17 protein-coding genes and 1 tRNA gene are annotated in these 17,512 nt (G+C 68.9%); 9 read left to right on the plus strand and 9 right to left on the minus strand.

Going from position 1 to position 17,512, the window contains the following annotated elements; translation table 11 throughout:
* A complete protein-coding gene (locus ACFOW4_RS22970; RefSeq protein ID WP_377531023.1) occupies positions 1–615 on the minus strand; it encodes a hypothetical protein in 615 nt (204 codons plus the stop codon).
* 668 nt (positions 616–1,283) lie between these two features.
* On the opposite strand from ACFOW4_RS22970, the gene ACFOW4_RS22975 reads away from it, so the two are divergent.
* Entirely contained in the window at positions 1,284–1,808 is a 525-nt protein-coding gene (locus ACFOW4_RS22975) for a hypothetical protein (RefSeq protein WP_377531026.1), read from the plus strand.
* 1,192 nt (positions 1,809–3,000) lie between these two features.
* On the opposite strand, the gene ACFOW4_RS22980 is transcribed toward ACFOW4_RS22975, so the two are convergent.
* Positions 3,001–3,408, minus strand: coding sequence for a DUF805 domain-containing protein (locus ACFOW4_RS22980; RefSeq protein WP_377531028.1), 408 nt, complete (start codon positions 3,406–3,408; stop codon positions 3,001–3,003).
* Positions 3,409–3,842: 434 nt separating this feature from the next.
* On the opposite strand from ACFOW4_RS22980, the gene ACFOW4_RS22985 reads away from it, so the two are divergent.
* Both ACFOW4_RS22985 and ACFOW4_RS22990 read left to right on the plus strand, forming a co-directional pair.
* On the plus strand, positions 3,843–4,088 hold the full coding sequence (locus tag ACFOW4_RS22985; RefSeq protein WP_377531030.1) for a hypothetical protein: 246 nt from the start codon (positions 3,843–3,845) through the stop codon (positions 4,086–4,088).
* A gap of 133 nt (positions 4,089–4,221) precedes the next feature.
* Complete coding sequence (locus tag ACFOW4_RS22990) at positions 4,222–4,875, plus strand: hypothetical protein (RefSeq protein WP_377531033.1); 654 nt, start codon at positions 4,222–4,224, stop codon at positions 4,873–4,875.
* 732 nt (positions 4,876–5,607) lie between these two features.
* On the opposite strand, the gene ACFOW4_RS22995 is transcribed toward ACFOW4_RS22990, so the two are convergent.
* The 4 genes from ACFOW4_RS22995 to ACFOW4_RS23010 all read right to left on the minus strand — a co-directional run bounded on the left by ACFOW4_RS22995 (position 5,608) and on the right by ACFOW4_RS23010 (position 7,614).
* A complete protein-coding gene (locus tag ACFOW4_RS22995) occupies positions 5,608–5,697 on the minus strand; it encodes an SHOCT domain-containing protein (protein WP_377531719.1) in 90 nt (29 codons plus the stop codon).
* Positions 5,698–6,234, minus strand: coding sequence for a hypothetical protein (locus tag ACFOW4_RS23000; RefSeq protein ID WP_377531034.1), 537 nt, complete (start codon positions 6,232–6,234; stop codon positions 5,698–5,700).
* Positions 6,235–6,432: 198 nt separating this feature from the next.
* Positions 6,433–6,505: transfer RNA gene (locus ACFOW4_RS23005), tRNA-Arg, on the minus strand.
* Positions 6,506–7,095: 590 nt separating this feature from the next.
* On the minus strand, positions 7,096–7,614 hold the full coding sequence (locus tag ACFOW4_RS23010) for a MarR family winged helix-turn-helix transcriptional regulator (protein ID WP_377531036.1): 519 nt from the start codon (positions 7,612–7,614) through the stop codon (positions 7,096–7,098).
* A 39-nt stretch (positions 7,615–7,653) separates the two neighbouring features.
* Between ACFOW4_RS23010 and ACFOW4_RS23015 the strand changes: the two genes are divergently transcribed.
* The 5 genes from ACFOW4_RS23015 (at position 7,654) to ACFOW4_RS23035 (ending at position 14,422) form a co-directional block, all read left to right on the plus strand.
* Positions 7,654–8,280 carry a disulfide bond formation protein DsbA gene (locus tag ACFOW4_RS23015; protein ID WP_377531039.1) on the plus strand — a complete coding sequence of 209 codons (627 nt, stop codon included), beginning with the start codon at positions 7,654–7,656 and terminating at the stop codon, positions 8,278–8,280.
* On the plus strand, positions 8,261–9,211 hold the full coding sequence (locus ACFOW4_RS23020; RefSeq protein WP_377531042.1) for a GNAT family N-acetyltransferase: 951 nt from the start codon (positions 8,261–8,263) through the stop codon (positions 9,209–9,211). The genes ACFOW4_RS23015 and ACFOW4_RS23020 overlap by 20 nt, the downstream gene beginning before the upstream one ends.
* A gap of 419 nt (positions 9,212–9,630) precedes the next feature.
* On the plus strand, positions 9,631–10,086 hold the full coding sequence (locus ACFOW4_RS23025; RefSeq protein WP_377531045.1) for an ATP-binding cassette domain-containing protein: 456 nt from the start codon (positions 9,631–9,633) through the stop codon (positions 10,084–10,086).
* A 159-nt stretch (positions 10,087–10,245) separates the two neighbouring features.
* On the plus strand, positions 10,246–13,086 hold the full coding sequence (locus tag ACFOW4_RS23030; protein ID WP_377531047.1) for an FtsX-like permease family protein: 2,841 nt from the start codon (positions 10,246–10,248) through the stop codon (positions 13,084–13,086).
* A gap of 823 nt (positions 13,087–13,909) precedes the next feature.
* Positions 13,910–14,422: a DUF3618 domain-containing protein gene (locus tag ACFOW4_RS23035; protein WP_377531049.1), complete on the plus strand. Its 513-nt coding sequence runs from the start codon at positions 13,910–13,912 to the stop codon at positions 14,420–14,422.
* 55 nt (positions 14,423–14,477) lie between these two features.
* Here ACFOW4_RS23035 and ACFOW4_RS23040 read toward each other — a convergent pair whose 3' ends face one another.
* From ACFOW4_RS23040 to ACFOW4_RS23050, 3 genes are all read right to left on the minus strand, one after another.
* Positions 14,478–15,518, minus strand: a complete 1,041-nt coding sequence (locus ACFOW4_RS23040; RefSeq protein ID WP_377531052.1) for a fatty acid desaturase family protein — start codon at positions 15,516–15,518, stop codon at positions 14,478–14,480.
* 126 nt (positions 15,519–15,644) lie between these two features.
* A complete protein-coding gene (locus tag ACFOW4_RS23045) occupies positions 15,645–15,977 on the minus strand; it encodes a nuclear transport factor 2 family protein (protein ID WP_377531055.1) in 333 nt (110 codons plus the stop codon).
* 24 nt (positions 15,978–16,001) lie between these two features.
* Positions 16,002–16,793 carry an SDR family oxidoreductase gene (locus ACFOW4_RS23050; protein ID WP_377531058.1) on the minus strand — a complete coding sequence of 264 codons (792 nt, stop codon included), beginning with the start codon at positions 16,791–16,793 and terminating at the stop codon, positions 16,002–16,004.
* A gap of 115 nt (positions 16,794–16,908) precedes the next feature.
* On the opposite strand from ACFOW4_RS23050, the gene ACFOW4_RS23055 reads away from it, so the two are divergent.
* Positions 16,909–17,424, plus strand: coding sequence for a winged helix-turn-helix transcriptional regulator (locus tag ACFOW4_RS23055; RefSeq protein WP_377531060.1), 516 nt, complete (start codon positions 16,909–16,911; stop codon positions 17,422–17,424).
* Positions 17,425–17,512 lie beyond the last annotated feature (88 nt).

Below are 17,512 nucleotides of genomic sequence, written 5' to 3' on the forward strand. Positions count from 1 at the left end.
TCACCCACCTGTGGGCTGTGAACGGGTGCCTTCGGGTCGAGGAGCAGCCAGGGCGGGACCTGACCCGCTCGCCACCCTGGCGAGAGTGCGCAGCCTGCGTGCCACAGCGAAGGCAGCCTGCTGGGTCTCGTTTTCTGATCGGCCGGCGGAGATCGCGTTGGCCAGCGCGGTCAACTGGGTGGCCGGAAGCATGGCATCCCCGAACGCGTCGATGTTCAGCGTCAACTCCGTACCGGACCTCGGGTCAGTGGCAGTCAAGACCGACGATCGGTCGTCGTAGCGGACCGTGGCGAGGCTGAGGTCGACCTGTTTCTTCCGATAGGCGATGAGCAGTGTCAGGGCCGTCCCCCGAAGCCAACCGCGATATGTGGCATGCGCAAACGCGAAGTACGCGCTGGCGCAAAGAACGTAAATCCCGATGAGCAGCACCCCATAGAGGAACACGCCCTCAATCGCCCGCATCCACCATGGCCCCCGCAGGGCTGTCCACGTGAGGGCACCCACGAGCAGCAGAAACGCCGCGCAGACCACCGGAATCAACCCCACGCAACTGAGGAGCACCCTCATCGCGAGCGGGTGGCCGACAGATAGCCGCATCCTGGCGGGGCGGGACATCCCGTGAGCTTAGGTCCCGCCGGCGACGAGGTGGAGCCTCGCAACGGCCCCGGCTCGATTACTGCAGCCGCGCCAGGAGGATGGCTGTCCGCTGACGTCGGCCCCGCTCGTCACTCAGTTGGTCACTCAGCATTCGTGCCGTGGCACGATCATGCTCGTGCCTGCTTGCCGATTCTCCGTCCCGCTGTCATCAAGAAGCCGCCGGTGAGTCCGCTTGGCAGCCTCGTGTGCATCGACCTGGTCACCCTTGCGGCATCGCTGGCCCTGCTCTGGGTCTGCATCCGTCTCCCTGAGGGCATCCAGCGATTACGGCACCGCCTGACCAGGAGGCGATCCCGCCGGTTACGAGATCATCCGTTGCTTCAGGCTCCGCCGGGGTGGATCGCAGAGAAGAGACTCTGTGGCGGCCTGAGCTCTACGACTAACGGTGCAGCCGGTGAAGCGCCAGCAGAACTCCGTTGGGGGCGGGCAGCGCCTGGCGAATGTCCGTTGTAGCGTGCGCGGTCATGACGTTGGCGCTCCGGCCCGCCATGCCTGCCGTCGCCGATCCTCCAGCCGCCAGTGCGGGCACTACCAGAAGGGAGGGCCGCCGCCGACCTGCCATGCCCGATGCTCGTCTTCTGCGGACGCCCCCTCTGAGGCCCCGCTGGCGGCTCCTGGTTGCCGCGATGCTGGCTATCGCACTGTGCGCTGGGTATCTGTCGGCCACCATCGGCCATCGCCTCGATCACGGCAGCTCGTGGTGGCACGGGGCTGACGCCGAGTCCCGCACGGAAGGGCCGAGGACGGAGGTGCGGTTCGCCTTCAATCCGGGAAGGCAGGTCACGTTCGGCGCGTCGATCCGCAATCCCGGTCCGTGGCCGGTGACGATCACCGGCATCAATGACGGTCCTGCGGATCAGCAGGTGTTCAAGATCGCCCGCCTGGCGGTAAACCGCGCCGATGAGGCCACTGCCGTCGGGTTCGACCCGGCTGCGGCGGCACCCTTCCGCTCGACCACGGTAGCCGCGGGCATGGAGCTGCCGGTCTTCGTTACGATCACGATCCCGGACGTGGAGATGGCTCCCGGATCAGGGGTCTTCTTTGATGACCTTGCGGTCGACTTCAGAGTGCTCGGCCTGCCTCGTCACCAGCGGGTGCCGATGGGCTTCCGCTTGGTGGTCCACTCTGCAAACGGCTACGTCCCACGGTGACCGTCAAGGGTCCAGAGCGGTCTTGGGAGTGGAACAAGATCAGAGCGGCCTAGCGTCACGACCCGTCACGACGCCCGTGCCGTCGATGGCCGGGAGGCCGCTCAACACCTGGACGCGAGCAGGACGAAGATGGCGAGGCGATCGGCCACGCAACGGGACGTAAGCCCCGGAAGGCGGATCAATGATCGTGATCAAGGCTCTGACCTGGTGCCCCCGGCAGGATTCGAACCTGCGACACACGGTTTAGGAAGTGGCTAGCGCCCGCGACTGGCCACGTCGGTCTACCAGGCCAAATGACCCGACTCATACCCGGCTTGCCCTCGAACGTTCCGCGCGTGTTCCGGATCTTGTACTACCGGGGCCAGAACCGGAACGCCCAGCCAATCCGACAGGATCGGCCGGGCGTTCTCGCATTCACGAGCGGCGGCAGCAAGATTTGAACCCGCGGGGCGGGCAGCAAGTGGACACTGGTCCACCCCGGTGCCCACCACGTCACCCTCGCCCCGCACGGGCAGCGTCTAGCGCGGCCGTCCCCGCACCAGCGCCCAAATCCCACAGGTGAAGATCACCATGGTCCACCAGAACATCTTGGCGATCGGCGAAGCACTACGAATCACGCTCGACATCACGCATCACCTCCTCCCCTCCGCGTCACTCAGCTGTTGTTGATCATGCTCAGGCCGCTCGGTCAAGGTCAACTAGCCATCCGGGCAACACTGGCCCCTTTTCGATGACGGCGTTTGGCCTGGTGGGTGGGCCGATACCCCGCAAGGTCGACGCTGCAACCGTGGCGCGATCTCGACCGCTAAGACGGCGGTCCTCTACGCAAGTCGCGAGCTTTAGCCGGTCGGCTGCGACGGTGGGGTGGGTTGCTGTACTTCTGTGCGGCGACCAGGTCGAGACGGAGCTTCGACCCCGCTGACGGAGCTGGACCCACACTGCCGTTATGTGTCGGTGGATGCCGGGCGGCGCTGATCCGTACCTGGCGCCAAGCGTCCTCTGATGCGTAGTAGCGGCCTGCATCAAAAAGGGCTTGCTGCTTTGTTGCTGCCTCTGGCACTGGCGTGGCCACATTTGCTCGCTGGCCGAAGACCGATGAGTGGCGCCGGCGGCGACAGTCGTGCGCTGTCACCGCCGGCATGGGCTTCCTGGGCTGGCTCAGCTCTAGCGAGCAGCCACTCGATGGGCCCTGTCAGGCCATGCTGGGGGCGGTGGCCTGCGGAGCGTCCTTCGGGTCGGCGCCGTACCGGTTACCTCCCCGCGTGCCGTCCTTGGCGAAGAACACGAGCAGGACGATGCCCCCCACGAGAGGCACGAGTCCGATCAACAGCCACCAGCCCGAGTGGTCGGTGTCGTGAAGTCGCCGCACGGCAACGGCCAGGCCCGGCAGTAGCAGGGCCAAGCTGACGATGATCCCGATGACGCCGGTAGAGCTGGGATCCGACCCGATGTCGGTCCCTAGCGCGCCGTCCAGAACTGCGGCGACGCCGCTGAGGATCAGGGTGAAGAGGAAGAACCACCAGTATTCGGACCGGCGAGCTCGACCGCCAAAGCCGGCGTACTGGGAGAGGACGGATTTGATGGCATCAACGGGGGACATACATTCTCCAGTGCGATGAGAGATTCAGACCTGCAAGGTCAACTCCGACGCAGCCAAGCAGACGGCCGGCGGGCGGTCAATGGCCGTTCGGCTGCCCCTGCTGGTTGGGGCCTGGGACGTGAACCCTGAAGACCAAGATCATGCGCTGCCTCAAGCGCTACATCGCCCGTGAGACGTTTCGCCTGCTCGCGTCCGAGCCTTTGGGCCAGGCATCCTTGCCGGGTGCCACCGCTACTGACCGAGGACGAATACAAGGCAACGATGGGGACCTCACCCCGTGACAGTGGGTCTCGATGAAGCGCCCCCTGGATGGCCGAGGGGAGGCCTCTCAGCAGGGAGTTGTGTCGCTCCGCACTGCTCTCCGGCGTTCGGCCGTTGGCCTGGCACTCGGAGCTCTCCTCGTCCTGGCCTTCTCATGGATCTATTCCGACGGCTTGCTCGCGATTCTCGGTGCGTTGACCTTCCTGCACGGCCAGAATGACCGGCGTTCAAGCTGGGCGCTCGGCGCAGCGTTGCTGACTGCGGTGCCGGCCGCCCTTGCTGCTGCCGTGCTGCTGAAGGGGTGGCTACCGCAGCCTTGGGACGGCATCTCGTTCGCCGGACTCGGCGTCCTGCTCGGAAGCGTCACCTACGCCGCCGTCACCCAGACTCGATCCGAGACACCGCAGGCAGCCCCTTGACAGAAGATCGGAGCGTCCAAACGCCGGCAGCCGGCCGGTCCGGTCTCGGGACTTGCGTGACAACTCGGTATCAGGACCCGGGTGACACGGCTTGGGGGTAGCTGGGGCCTGGGCGACCAATCACGATGAGCGAGTGATCGAGCGGGGGATCGAGCAACGACCGATGAACATCGTCCGTCGGCGGGTGATGGCAATCGTGCTCACCGGCCTGGTCGTCGTTGCGGTGCCAGCCGTGCTCGTTGCCTGGCGCAATCCGTGGCACTACGTACACCTCATGCCGTTCGGCCGCTCGTCAGTCGTGGCGGCTGTGCTGTTCGCCGCATCGGTGCTGCTCGGCGTCGCGGCGTGGCTCGTTCTGCGGCCAGCACTCGCGCGGGCAGCGGCTGTGGTCGCGACCGTCTTGGCGTTGATGGCGGCCTGTAGCGGCGTCGAGTTTTTGGGGCCGTCGCTCTACGGCATGGAGCCAGACGGGGATAGCAGAGTTGTAGCCCTTTCCTCAGGCGGTTCGTTCGAGGTGGTCCTGCTGCACTACCCCGAATTTATGACCGGCTTTGATGTCTTACGTATCCGGTCGCGGGCGGGGCTGAGGAGTCGGGAGGCCAATCAGGACCTCGCATGCTTCGCCACGCCATTCGATGGACTTGGCTCCGAGGGCACCTTCAGCACCGCTCGATTCCTGAGCGACCACGAGATTGAGGTCCGCACCGAGGCAGGCCAGCCCTGGACGACCCGGTTTGACCCGCGCACCTTCCTGGCCGTCTCCACCCTGTCCCACGGCTGTCAGTAGGCGGCGGTGTATATCGATATTCGGCCTCCTCATCGCGTGATGGTTGCGGACAACGCGGGCTAAGGAGACCGGGATTGGCGCTGGTGGTGTTGTCGATCGTGGAGCAGCGGTATCGGGGGCGGTCCTCGCCTGCATGGTGTGTGAGCTGGGCCGGCATTATCCGCGGTGGGGAACTCACCGGATTGCCTTTGAGCTGGGCCGGGGTGTCCGGATCCGGTGCCGGCGAACGGGCTGGAGCCTCTACCGCCCGAGTAGTCCGGGCCCCTGCACGATCCGCACCACGTGCCGAATCTCGTCAAGACGCCGCCCGCCGGTTATGTCGCCTGCGTCAATACGGCATCCGCCGCGGTCACCCCGGATCTGAAGCTATGTCCATACCGTACAGACGGTCAGGCGTTGGCCGCCTCCGCGTCCACCCCACCCGAGCTGCAACATCTCAAACGGCGGCTCCGTGCCAGTCAGGTTTCGCCTCGGACCGCCGAGCATGCGGCCGAGCTGGGCAAATACCGCTGCAGGACGACTCTCGGCCAAGCTCACGCAGGGACCTGCGGCCCGATCTTGGCCGACCGCCACCCTCTGCGCCGATGTCCGGCCACCGAGACGACCGGCCGTGCCACCCCAAATTGGCTGGTCAGAGTACATGTCTGTCGATGTGGAGCGAGCATGGGTCAGGCTATGGCGGCCCAGACGTGCGCGTTCGGTGACCGGGGCGACGACTGGCCGCCTCAAGTTTCAGAGACGCTTGAGCAGCTCAGCCTTCTTCTCCGTGAACTCCTCGTCCGTGAGGATGCCAGCGTCGCGGAGCGAGGCGAGCTTCGCGATCTACTCGACAACATCCGGCTGAGCTGCGGCCTCGGCCGGTGCCCCATGCTTGCCTCGCTGGATCACCGAAGAAGCAAGGTCCAAAATCTTCTCGGTCACGCCAGGCTGGGCTGGGAGGGGCTCCGAAGACTCGGCTTGCGCGGAGGCATCGGTTACGACCTGCTGGCGCTTGAGTAATACGGAGAAGATCATGAACAGCTTTTCCGGCAACTCAATGATGGACTGATTGCCGTCGGCCCAGGTCACGCGGACGGTGTGCCCGGATTTCATGGAAGCCCCGAGGCCGGCACCGACAGCCCTACCGATCATCCCAGGCAGAGCAGCCTTCGCGGCAGCCTGGCCCATGACGCTGGCGATACCTTCCGTGGTCGAGAGTTCCTCCCACTCGAGCACGGTCTCGGCGTTGAGCTTGGGCCGCTTGAATGGGTTGCGTGGGTGCTGGATGGTGAGTCCGCCCTGGCCTGAGAGAACGCTGCCGCTCGCCAGGTGGCCGCCCACGACGCGTCCCTGGTTCGTCAGCGCCTGCAGAATTGCCACTCGCGAACCGTAGAGCAAGCCTTCGGCCCCACGCAAGATCCGTCGTCGCCACGCCGGCTGCCGACCGCATCGAACGCTTGGTCGCCCAGGCTGCTGTGGGTGGAGGTACGCGGTCGCTGGTGGAACGGGGCATGGGGCCGCATGGCCCGGCGGACATCTGGCTGGTCTTCAACGGCCGGCTCTGGCTGATCTTCGAGGTGCCCCCGGCAGGATTCGAACCTGCGACACACGGTTTAGGAAACCGATGCTCTATCCCCTGAGCTACGAGGGCGCGAGCGCCTAGTCTAGCGACCTGGGGTTCACCGGGGGTGGCAGGGAGTGGCCCACGTTCACCCACGTTCTCCGCACCCCGTTTTCCCAGCCCAGGAGCACGCTCGGAGCACACGGACACCGGTTTGCGACCGGCAGTCGGCCGCGGTGATCCGCGTTGGCACTGGCTCACCCGGGTTGGCATTTGCTGGAGAGCACGCACCGCGCACATCACGCAAGATCATGGCGTGCCGCGCGCTCCCCCTGGCATGGGAGCCGCCAGCCGACAGGAACCAACCTCGCCAGCAACCGTCCGCGGGCTTCGAGCGCTGACTCAGCCACGAGGCCGACGCGGGGCGGCATCAGCTGAGCGGGGGCGGGCGAGTCGTTGCCCAGAAATCTCCGGCTGGTCTCGGGCGCGCGGGCCAGTGCTGGCCTTGCCCGCGCTGTAGCGGTCTGACCAGCCCGCCGGATTTGGCCACCGGTCAGACTTTCGCTTGGACCGCGAAAGCTTCAGCGCGGCAGCGGCACGGCGCTCTACCGGTTCGTCGCCGCACGATCAGTTCTTCCCCGGGTTCGGCCTTCACCGCCCCGTTGGTGTTTCTGAGTCGATCAACCCCTCGTCTCGGATCCCGAAAGCTGGGAAACGATGGCTCGAGTCAACGTCGCCAGTAGGCGCTCGAGCCCTCCGCGTTCGCTGTCGGTGAGGTCACGAAGGACAGCCGCCTCGTTAGCCAGATGATCCTCGATGAGCCGATCGATCAACGCCACCCCGGCGGGAGTCAACCCCACCACTCTGCCGCGCGCGTCGGCTTCGAACACCGAGCGCGACACGAACCCTCGGGCGATCAGCCGGTCCACACGCTTGGTCACCGCCCCGGTGGTCACGAGCATCCGCTGGCTCAGCTGCCCGGCCGTGAGCGTGTACGGCTCACCCTCCCGGCGCAGCGCCGCAAGCACGTCGAACTCGCCGTTGCCCAGATTCGCCGCGGCGAATGGCGGCCTCAGGGCCGCGTCGAGCAGGTCGGCCAACTGTTGGATCCGACCGATGATCAGCAGCGGGCTGGGGTCGAGGTCTGGTCGCTCACGACGCCACTGACCAACGATTTCGGCGATGCGGTCTCCATCCACGATTGCATCTTACCTTCCATGGAAGGTAACTTACTTTCCGTGGAAGATAACTCGTATCGTGCCGCGCCTCCGGTGGTCACGGCCTTCGTGGACCCGTCCTGTCCGTTTGCTTGGATCACCTCGCGCTGGCTGATGGAAGTGGCGCGGATGCGTCCGATCACTCTGCGGTTCGAGGTCATGAGCCTCGCGGTGATCAACGAGCATCGAGATCTGGAGCCCTGGTACCGCGAGTTCAACGACCGGGCGTGGGGGCCGGCGCGGGTCTGCGTGGCAGCAGTCGCCCATCACGGCCCCGACGCCCTGGCGCGTCTGTACCCGGCGCTCGGGCACCGGATCCACGACGAGGGCGACAAGAACTTCGACCGCGTCGTCCCAGCGGCCCTGACCGAGGCGGGCCTTCCCGCCGACCTGGCCGACGCCGCCCACCGCAGCGACCTCGACCCGCAGATGCGCGCGAGCACCTCCCGCGCCCAGAAACTCGTCGGCGAGGATCTCGGTACACCGACGGTGGTGGTCGACGACGTGGCCTTCTTCGGCCCCGTGCTGACCTCGATCCCTCGGGGGGACGAGGCCGTGCGCGTCTTCGAGGGCGCCCGCCTGCTCGCCGCCTGCGGAGCCTTCTCCGAACTCAAACGCGCCCGGGCCAATGGCCTCAGTTTCGCGTAGCCCCGTCCTGACCCCAGGGAACGAGCCCCGAGCCGCCGCCGTGGACCTTCCGGTGACCGCAGACCTGGAACGCGGCTACGGCGACGTCGCCGAAACGGTGCGCGCCGCGATTTGCACCGGGGCGGTCGGCGGCAACCTCGATGACGCCATGAGAAGGAATACCTGCCCCATGACGATCGACGTGCGCACCCCCGATCGGCCTGCTTCTGCCTCTGACGCTCCCCTGCGACAGGCCCGCAATTCGGCTGCTTTCTGGGCCGCCACCGGCCACGCCCGCGGCCACAGGGTGATCCGCCGCCGCGGCTTCGTCGCCGTCGTCGGTGACGAGCGCGCGGGTCTGCGCGTCCTGATCCAGAAGCCCGACCTGTGGCGCGAGGAGGTAGCTGAGATATCCGATCTGGCCACCCGGGCAGCCGGTCCGGTGGACGCCGAGGACCCGTTCAGCTCGACCGATCTGAGCCACCTACGCATGCGCAACTGGCAGATGCCGATCATGCTGCGCCAGCCCGGCGCTGTTGCCGAGCCCGCGATGAACGTGCTCCGGGCGCCGAGCGAGTCGGACCTGAGAGCGGCTGAGCGAGCCGTGATCGCCGCTTTCGCGCTCGCCAGATTCGAGCCCTACCAGGGCGGTGAGATGTTCCCGATTGCGTTGATTCACCAGCCAGGTGTGGACGTGTTCATCGCCAGTCTGGATGGCGAGATCGCGGGGGTGTGCGTCACCGTCGTGGACGGTGGGTTTGGCAGCCACTACTGGGTCGGAACCTCGCCGGCGTTCCGTTCCCGGGGTGTGGGCCGTGCGGTCATGCTGGGTTCCCTAGCTCCGATGGCAGGCCTGCCGGTCACACTGACCGCTTCCCGGCTGGGCAGGCCGCTGTACGAGTCGCTGGGCTTCGCTGCCACGACGGCTTCGACATGGTGGTCTTCCCGGTAGAAGTCTGGCCGCTCGCGTAGGCACCCACTTGAGACAGGCAGCGCGTTCGCCCGCCCGACGTCCTCGTCACCGAGGCTGAGTCCTTGAGCGGTCCGCAATCATGCGGACGCCTGCGGCGATGCTCTATCCCCTGAGCTACGAGGGCGCGAGCGCCTGGTCCAGCGACCTGGGGTTCACCGGGGGTTGGCAGGGAGTTGCCCGCGTGCACCCGGTCACCCGAGCCTGAGATCAAGTGCTGAGTTCGCACGCAGGATCCGGAGGATTGGCTGGTGGGGGCTGCGGCGCGGGGTCCTTCCGTCGGGTTGATTGATCGACGGCCGGCCATGTATTTTCACTTGTCATGCCGAGCGATACGGGGGCTGGGCGGTGGAAGATCTGCTCGTGCATTCCATGTTCCTGCTGACGATGCCCGGCGCCCGATGAGGGCCGACGGCGAGACCACCGCCGGGCGGGGAGCCGTCATCCGGGTCGCCGACCTGGTCAAGCGGTTCCGCTCGGGTGACGGGACGATCGTCGGCGTGGACCGGGTCACCCTTCAGGTGCCGGCGGGCGCCACCGTCGCGGTGACCGGCCCGAGCGGTTCGCAAAAGTCCACCCTGCTGCATCTGATCGGCGCGATCGAACGCGCCGACGAGGGCCGCATCGAGGTCGATGACGTGGAGGTGACCGGCCTGTCCGGCCGGCGGCTCGCCCACTACCTGCTGGCCGACGAGCCGGCCGGCAACCTGGACTCCGCCACCGGCACCGGGATCATGGACCTGCTCTGGCGGCTACGCGACGAATACGGGCAAGACCCTGCTCATGGTGACCCACGAGGCGTCGCTCGCGGACCGCTGCGACCGGACGTTCGCGTCCACGACGGACGGACCGTCTGACACCGGCGCGGAAACGGGGTGCGGTGGTCGGAAACCGCCAACGTCATGGGTTCGTACAACGCTCATCGACAGGTCGATCAGAAGGAGTGGGATGAACTCACGACGCCGTTCCGGCCGGCCGCAGGTCGACCCGTACTCCTGAGCGGAGAGGTCCCACTCATGTTGCGGATGGTCTGGTCCCAGCTACGGCACACGCCCGGCCGGAGTCTGGCGGTGTTCGCCGCCGTGCTGGTCGCGACCACCGGGTTCACCGTGCTCACCGGGGCCGCCGCCACCTCACGGCTGGTCGCCCGCGGCTCCATCGACGGCCAGTTCCGGCCGTCGTACGACATCCTGGTCCACCCGTCGGCGCCCGTCGGTGGCCCGCTGCGTCAGGACCGGCCCACCGCGGCCTACGGCGGCATCACCCTGGAGCAGTGGCGGAGGATCGAACGCGTCCCCGGGGTCGAGGTGGCCGCCCCGCTGGCGGTCCTCGGGCTCGCCGACATCCGACCCGGCCTGCCGGTGGACGTGACCGACCAGGTCGACCGGACAGCCGAGCGGCAGGTCATCGAGGTCGCCCTCCGCGTCAGCGCGGACCGTGGGCTGAGCACGCTCGCCGCCGCTCCCACCTACGTTTACGTGTCCCGTCGGCCCCTGCTGCCACTGTCCGTGATGGACGGCGGCCAGCGTGTGTTCGTCTACTCCGACGGCACCCGCATCGACCAGACCACCTCGGCCGCCGAGTGCCCCGGCACTGGCGGAGGTGGCCCCTTGGAGGTGCAGCCCGACGGGCGGCGTCTGCAGGTGTGCACGACCGCCACGGGCAGCTTCGATCCGGGCAACCGACGAACCAAGGCCAGCGTGTTGGAGGCCTACCAGTTGCTCTCCGACGGCACCTTCCGGGCGGCCAACGTGATCACGCTCGGCCGCCCCGTCGCCGCCATACCCGCCACCGCTCGACTGGAGACCCGGCTACCCGCGGTGGTACCGATGCTCGTGGCCGGGATCGACCCGACAGCCGAGGCGCGCCTGGCCGGCCTGGACCGGGCGGTACGCCAGGGCCGCTACCTGACCGGCTCCGACACGATCGGCCCCGCAACCCGCAGCACATCGGCGTCACCGTTCACGCCGACCGGCCCGGCCGGCCGGACACTGCCGGTACTCGCCGCTACGGACCTCGCTCTGGACGAGCAGATGAACCTCGCCGTGTCCCGACTCGCGGGCCGGACCGCCAGCCAGGTGCCCGGTTCCACGACCGAAGCACTGTGGCCGCTGCTGCGCGACTCGGCGAAGGCACCCCCGCAGGCAGCCGCGCACGACCTGGGGCAGCTCTACCGCGCCCGACTCGACACCGCCCTGGCCGACAACGGCCCCCTGTCCGGCGTCCAGACCCTGCTGCGACCGGCACTACCGGCCTACACACCACAACCCGACGGCAGCGGCCGAATACTGCTCCGCTCCGGTGAACCCGGTTCCACCGACCAGGCCATCGACGACCTGTGGCGGGATGCCTGGCTCAACGCCGGCGGTGTCGGCACCGGGGAGCCGATCAGTCTGATCGGGCGGAGCGAGGAGTGGTCGGTCACCCCCGTGGGCAGCTTCGCAGCCGACGCCCTGCCCACCGTCGGTGGCGCCGCCCAGCAGGCCCTCGACCTGTACCGCCCGGCCCCACCGGTGGGCGCCGACCCCCGTACCCGGCAGCTGCTCGCCGACCGTCCCCTACTGCCCGGCGACGACCCGCTGGGCTACCCGCCCCGCCCACCGCACCTGCTGACCACCCTGACCGCCACCGATGACCTGTACACCAGCGTCGGTTCACCGGTGGCCGACACACCACTGAGCTCCGTCCGGGTCCGGGTGGCCGGCATCGACCGGTTCGACGAGGTGGCCCGGGAACGGGTCCGGCTCGTGGCCGACGAAATCGTCCGGCAGACCGGGCTGACCGTCGAAATCGTGCTCGGCGGCTCCACCGTACGTAGCCCCGTGCTGCTGCCCGCCAACCCACTCGGCCGCCCCGACCTGACCCTGGCCGAAGCCGGCACACGCAAGGGCGTGGCTGCCGAGATCGTCACCGCCGTCGACCGCAAGAACATCATGCTGCTCGGACTGCTACTGGTGGTGTGCGCCCTGCTCGTCGGCAACGCGGTGTCCACCGCCGTCCGCTCCCGCCGACGAGAACTGGCCGTGCTGGCCTGCGTCGGCTGGCCCGGCTGGCGACTGAGCCTGCTGGTCCTCACCGAGACCACCACCCTCGGCCTCGCCGCGGGCCTGCTCGGCGCCGGCCTGTCCAGCCCGCTCGGCCACCTGGCCGGCGTCGAGGTCTCCGGCGCCGTCGTCCTCCTGTGCGTACCGATCGCGGTGTTTCTCACCGCGGTGGCCGGCGCGCTACCGGCGATCCAGGCCGCCCGCACCCGATCGGCCGAGTTGCTCCAGGCGGCCCCCGCGCGGGCCCGACGCGCCGCCCCACGGCGTACCTTCGCCGGACTCGCCGCCGCCAACCTGGTACGGGCACCCGCACGCACCCTCGCCGGAGCGGTCAGCCTCGCCGCCGGCGTAGGCGCGGTCACCTTGATCGCCGCCTCGCTCTGGGCGTTCCAGGACGGCATGGTCGGCTCCCTGCTCGGCCAGGCCGTCTCCGTGCAGGTACGTGGAGTGGATCTGATCGCGGTCGGTGGGGTGCTGCTGTTCGGGGTGCTGGGCGTGGCCGACGTGCTCTACCTCAACGTGCGGGAACGCTCCGCCGAGTTCGCCACCCTCCGGGCCGTCGGATGGCCGGACTCCGCACTCAACCGGCTGCTCGTCTACGAAGCCCTCGGCGTGGGAGTGCTCGGCAGCGTCCTCGGGACCGTAGCGGGCCTCGGATCGGTGGCCCTGCTGGTCGGCCGCCTCGACGGCCGGTTGGCGATCCTGTCGCTGGCCGTGACCGCCGGGGCGCTGCTGCTGACCGTGCTCGCCGCCCTGGTCCCGGCGATCCTCATCCGACGGCTCCCGACCGCCACCCTTCTCACCGAACGATGACGACCAGCGGAGGGGACGACCAGCCGGCGGCCGGATCCAGCGTGCCCGCACTTCCGCGGCAGTGGTCAGTTGCCGGCGCGCGCCAACCGGTCCTCGAAGAATGCCCGGGGGGTGTCTACGACCTGGCCGGTCCGCGACGTTGATAGTGCGTGACGTTCGAGGAGTACGCGTTCGCCCGTACCTCAGCGCTGGTGCGGCTTGCCCGGTTGCTGGCCGCACGTCGTCGAGGCGTTCCTCAGGGGTTGGGGGAACGGCTACACCGAGTCGGATGGTCTGGCGGTCCTCGGCGGATACCAACGGGCCGGCGACCTCGAGCGCCCGTCCACCTGGTGACGACCAGGGCAGGCTGGTGGGCTCGCCTGCCCGACCCGCGCCGCGGCCCGCGGTCGCGCAGCGATGTCCTCATCCGGCACGAACGTGTCAAATGCGCGGAAGGCCCCCTGGCTACCGCTTCCGGTTTTGCACGATGGAGGCCACGACCAAGCGAGTCAGTGAAGGGGCGATCGGCATGAGGCGTCGAGAGAGCAGGAGACGGCAGCTGTGGCAGGCAGCGGCGATGTCGCTGACAGCGGCGGCGTTCGCGGCAGCCGTGGTACGGGCCCGGCGGGCTGCCCGGGACAAGACGGGCGACGAGGATTCCGCCCTCCGGACCGGTGCGTTCGATGCGACGACCACGTACGTGTCACCGCCTGCTGTCGAAAGCACCGACCCCGCTCGATCGGGAGCGGCGTCCCGCTGAGGGTGTCGGCCGCCGGCACGGCACCGCGGGGTGGACGGCACCCCGGCTGCCGTGCCGGCAGGCCGCAGAGGAGGGCAGGAAGCAGTGACCAACTGGAGCAGTGACCCGGACCGCGTCCGTACGGACATCGAGCGGACCCGGGCCGACCTGAGTGACACCGTCCAGGCGTTGGCGAACAAGGCGGACATGGGGGCGGAACGGGTCACCGAGTTGCCGAACCGGGTCGGGCAGGACGTGACACAGCGGGCCCAGACGATGCAGGAACGGGCAGCCGGTGCCCTGTCCGACGTCCGCACGAGGACGAGCGCGGGTCTCGGCGGCGTGGCCCGGTCCGTGCAGCAGCGCGGGCGGGCACTCGGCCGCGGCGGGACACGGCGACCGAAGGCCGCCATCGGCGAGATCTCCGGCAACGCGCGGCATCAGGACGGATCGGCGCTGGGTTCACGGTCGGGTGCGGTGGGCGCGGTCCGATCAGCCATCCGCCGTCGTCCGGCCATCGTCGCCGGGGCAGCGGCCGCTGCCGCGGTGGCTGTCGCCGCGCTGGTGGGGCGTCAGTTCCGGCTGGGACCGGGGTTCGCGATCCGCCGCCGGTGCTGACGCGGCGGCGTCACGCCTGGCCCGCCGGGTTCCGGCACTCGGCGGCCGGCCGGCGTCAGCCGACGGCCCGGCCCGTCCGGGACCCGGGGGATCCGATGTCGTTCAGGTGGCGCAGTCCCTCCGCCCAGGAGCGGCCCAGGCTCGTCTCGTGGTAGGCGATGCCGTGCTCGGCGCAGAACCGCTGGATCAGCGGCCGGGCGCGGCGGAGGTTGGGGCACGGCATGCTCGGGAACAGGTGATGTTCGATCTGGTAGTTGAGGCCGCCGAGCGCGGTGTCGAGGAGCCACCCCCCGCGCACGTTGCGGGACGTGAGGACCTGCCGCCGCAGGTAGTCGAGGTTGTCCTCGGCGCCGAGGATCGGCATGCCCTTGTGGTTGGGAGCGAAGGAACAGCCGAGGTACAGGCCGAGCACGCCCTGGTTGACGAGGATGAACGTGATCGCCTGCGCGGGGTTCAGGACGAGGAACACGGCAGCCAGGTAGCCGCCGAGGTGCAGGGCGAGCAGCCCGGCCTCGACCGGTCGACGCGCGAGGCGGCGTCGGCCGAGGACGGCCCGCAGGCTGAGGGCGTGCAGGTGCAGGCCCTCCAGCAGCAGCAGCGGGAAGAAGAGGTACGCCTGGTGCCGGACGAACAGTGCGCCCAGGCCCCGCTGTCGCCGCGCCTGGTCAGCGGTGAAGGACAGGGGGGCCACGGTGATGTCGGGGTCCTTGCCCTCGGTGTTCGGGTGGGCGTGGTGCCGGTTGTGCTTGTCCACCCACCAGCCGTAGCTGATCCCCGTCAGCAGGTTGCCGTGCAGGATGCCGATCAGATCGTCGGCCCGGCGTGAGCGGCCGATCTGCCGGTGCCCCGCGTCGTGGCCGAGGAACCCGGCCTGCGCGATGACCACCGCGAGGGCCACCGCCACTCCGAGCTGCCACCACGATTCACCCAGGACGAAGAACAGGGCCCACAGTCCGGCGAAGGAACCGACGACGAGGCCGATCCGCACCGCGTAGTAGGCGGTCCTCCGTTCGAGCAGACCCGCCGCGCGGATCTGCCGGGACAGGTCGGCGTAGTCGCTACCCCGCTGGCCGGCGCCGAGGCTGATATCGCTCACGATTGCGCTCCCGCTGTCGGTGGCTGGCCGTTCGCCGGCCGACTCCCGCGTCACTCTCCTCCATCTTCTGGGTTGGCCGGAGCCGTGACCCGCGGATTGAACCGATTGAACGCCGGTCGCCGCCGGTCAGGGTGCGATGCGGAGCCTTCGGATCCGGGTGTCGTCGTAGTCGCCGAAGCGGAACCGGAGCCCGGCGACCGGGCTGCCCGGGAAGTCGCCGCTGATCGTGGCGGTCACGATGGTGCCGGCGGGCGTCTGCTCGACGTCGGTGATGTCGTACGACACCAGCGGCACCTCGCCGCGCCACCGCCGGATGGCGTCGATGCCGCGGTACTCCCTCCCCTCGTCCTCGACGACGGCGTCGTCGGCGAACAGGGCGAAGTAGGCGTCCTGGTCCCGCTGGCCGGCCAGCTCGAAGTAGCGGCGGATGATGTCCGGTGCGGTGTCGGTGGCAGCCATGGTCGCTGTCCTTTCGGAGGAGGGTCAGACGGTCGGGATGGTGCCGCCGTCGATGACGTGTTCCGCTCCGACGATGGCCGAGGCGCGGTCGGAGACCAGGAAGCCGACCAGGTCGGCGACCTCGCTCGGATGGGCCGGGCGACCCAGCGGGATCCCGCCCAGGGAGGCCATCAGCTGGTCGAGGGCGGTGTCGCGGTCGACGCCCTGCCCGGCGGCGAGGCGGTCGATCAGCGCGTCGGCGGCGGTGGTCTGGATGAAGCCGGGCGCGACGCTGTTGACCCGTACGCCGTGCGGCGCGAGCTCGTTGGCCAGGCCCTTGCTGTACGCGGTCAGCGCCGCCTTCGCGGCCGCGTACCCGAGGGTGGCCTCGTACATCGGCTTGCGGCGTTGGATCGAGGAGACGTGCACGATCGCGCCCGAGCGCTTTTCGATCATGGACGGAACGAGGTGCCGGTCGAGCCGGACCGCGCCGAGGAGGTTGAGGTTCAACTCCTCGATCCAGTCCTGCTCGGTGAGCGCGGCGAAGCCACCGGCCGGGGCGTGCGAGCCGCCGACGACGTGCACGATGATGTCGACGCCGCCCGCGCCGAGCAGCCGCTGCGCCACCAGGTCGGCACCCGCGACGGTCGACGTGTCGGCGGCGATGAACCGGTCGGCGTACTCGTACCCCTCCGGCTGGGTGCGGGCGGTGGCCCACACGTCGGCGCCGGCCTCGCGCAGCCGGGCGGCGATCGCGGCCCCGGCACCCTTCGTTCCCCCGGTCACCAGGGCGCGTCGGCCGTGCAGTGAATCGCGCGCGGACAGTGTCTCGGACATCGGTTACCCCTGTCGTTGCAGCATGAAGCGGACGTCCTGGGGACGCCGTATAGTTGCTTCGGAATCAGAACCTACTGACTTCGACACTAGCACCCACTCGGGAGAGGGCAGATCCGTGGCAGGGAAGATCCGGCTGGAGGACCGCGAGTGCCCGCTGTCCAGCGCGCTGGGGCACGTGGGCGAGTGGTGGACACTCCTGATCTTGCATGACGCATTCGACGGCTACACCCGATTCGAGCAGTTCCAGGCCAACCTGGGCGTCTCATCCAGCATCCTGACCAGCCGACTCAAGACGCTCACCAGTCAGGGGCTGCTCGAACGGCGCCGCTACCAGACCCGGCCGGACCGCTACGAGTACGTCCTCACCGAGCTGGGCCGCAGCCTGCGTCCCATCGTGGTCGCCCTCGCCGCCTGGGGGAACTCCCGCCTCGGGCCCGGCGAACGCAGCATGATCCTGGTCGACCGGAACACCGGCGAGGAGGTCGACCCGGTCATCGTCGACCGGACCACCGGACGCCCGCTCGACGCCGAGAACTTCGTCTTCGCCGCCGGCCCGGCCGCCAGCGAGGTCATGCGCAAGCGTTACGAGCACATCCCGACCCGGCCGGTCCCGAACCAGCACCGTCCCTGAGCGGCCGGCCGGACGAAGACCCGGACCCCCGCGGAGCACCGGGCACTTCGCCCTGGAGAGCCACCTGGACGTCATCGCCGGCTACGTC

This window comes from Micromonospora sp. GCM10011542, assembly GCF_042650685.1.
GTDB lineage: Bacteria > Actinomycetota > Actinomycetes > Mycobacteriales > Micromonosporaceae > Micromonospora.

Bases quoted from the DNA above. Each gene is read 5' to 3' on its own strand.
- ACFOW4_RS22970 (WP_377531023.1), bottom strand. From the start codon at position 615: ATGTCCCGCCCCGCCAGGATGCGGCTATCTGTCGGCCACCCGCTCGCG.
- ACFOW4_RS22975 (WP_377531026.1), top strand. From the start codon at position 1,284: ATGCTGGCTATCGCACTGTGCGCTGGGTATCTGTCGGCCACCATCGGC.
- ACFOW4_RS22980 (WP_377531028.1), bottom strand. From the start codon at position 3,408: ATGTCCCCCGTTGATGCCATCAAATCCGTCCTCTCCCAGTACGCCGGC.
- ACFOW4_RS23020 (WP_377531042.1), top strand. From the start codon at position 8,261: ATGGCCTCAGTTTCGCGTAGCCCCGTCCTGACCCCAGGGAACGAGCCC.
- ACFOW4_RS23025 (WP_377531045.1), top strand. From the start codon at position 9,631: ATGAGGGCCGACGGCGAGACCACCGCCGGGCGGGGAGCCGTCATCCGG.
- ACFOW4_RS23030 (WP_377531047.1), top strand. From the start codon at position 10,246: ATGTTGCGGATGGTCTGGTCCCAGCTACGGCACACGCCCGGCCGGAGT.
- ACFOW4_RS23045 (WP_377531055.1), bottom strand. From the start codon at position 15,977: ATGGCTGCCACCGACACCGCACCGGACATCATCCGCCGCTACTTCGAG.
- ACFOW4_RS23050 (WP_377531058.1), bottom strand. From the start codon at position 16,793: ATGTCCGAGACACTGTCCGCGCGCGATTCACTGCACGGCCGACGCGCC.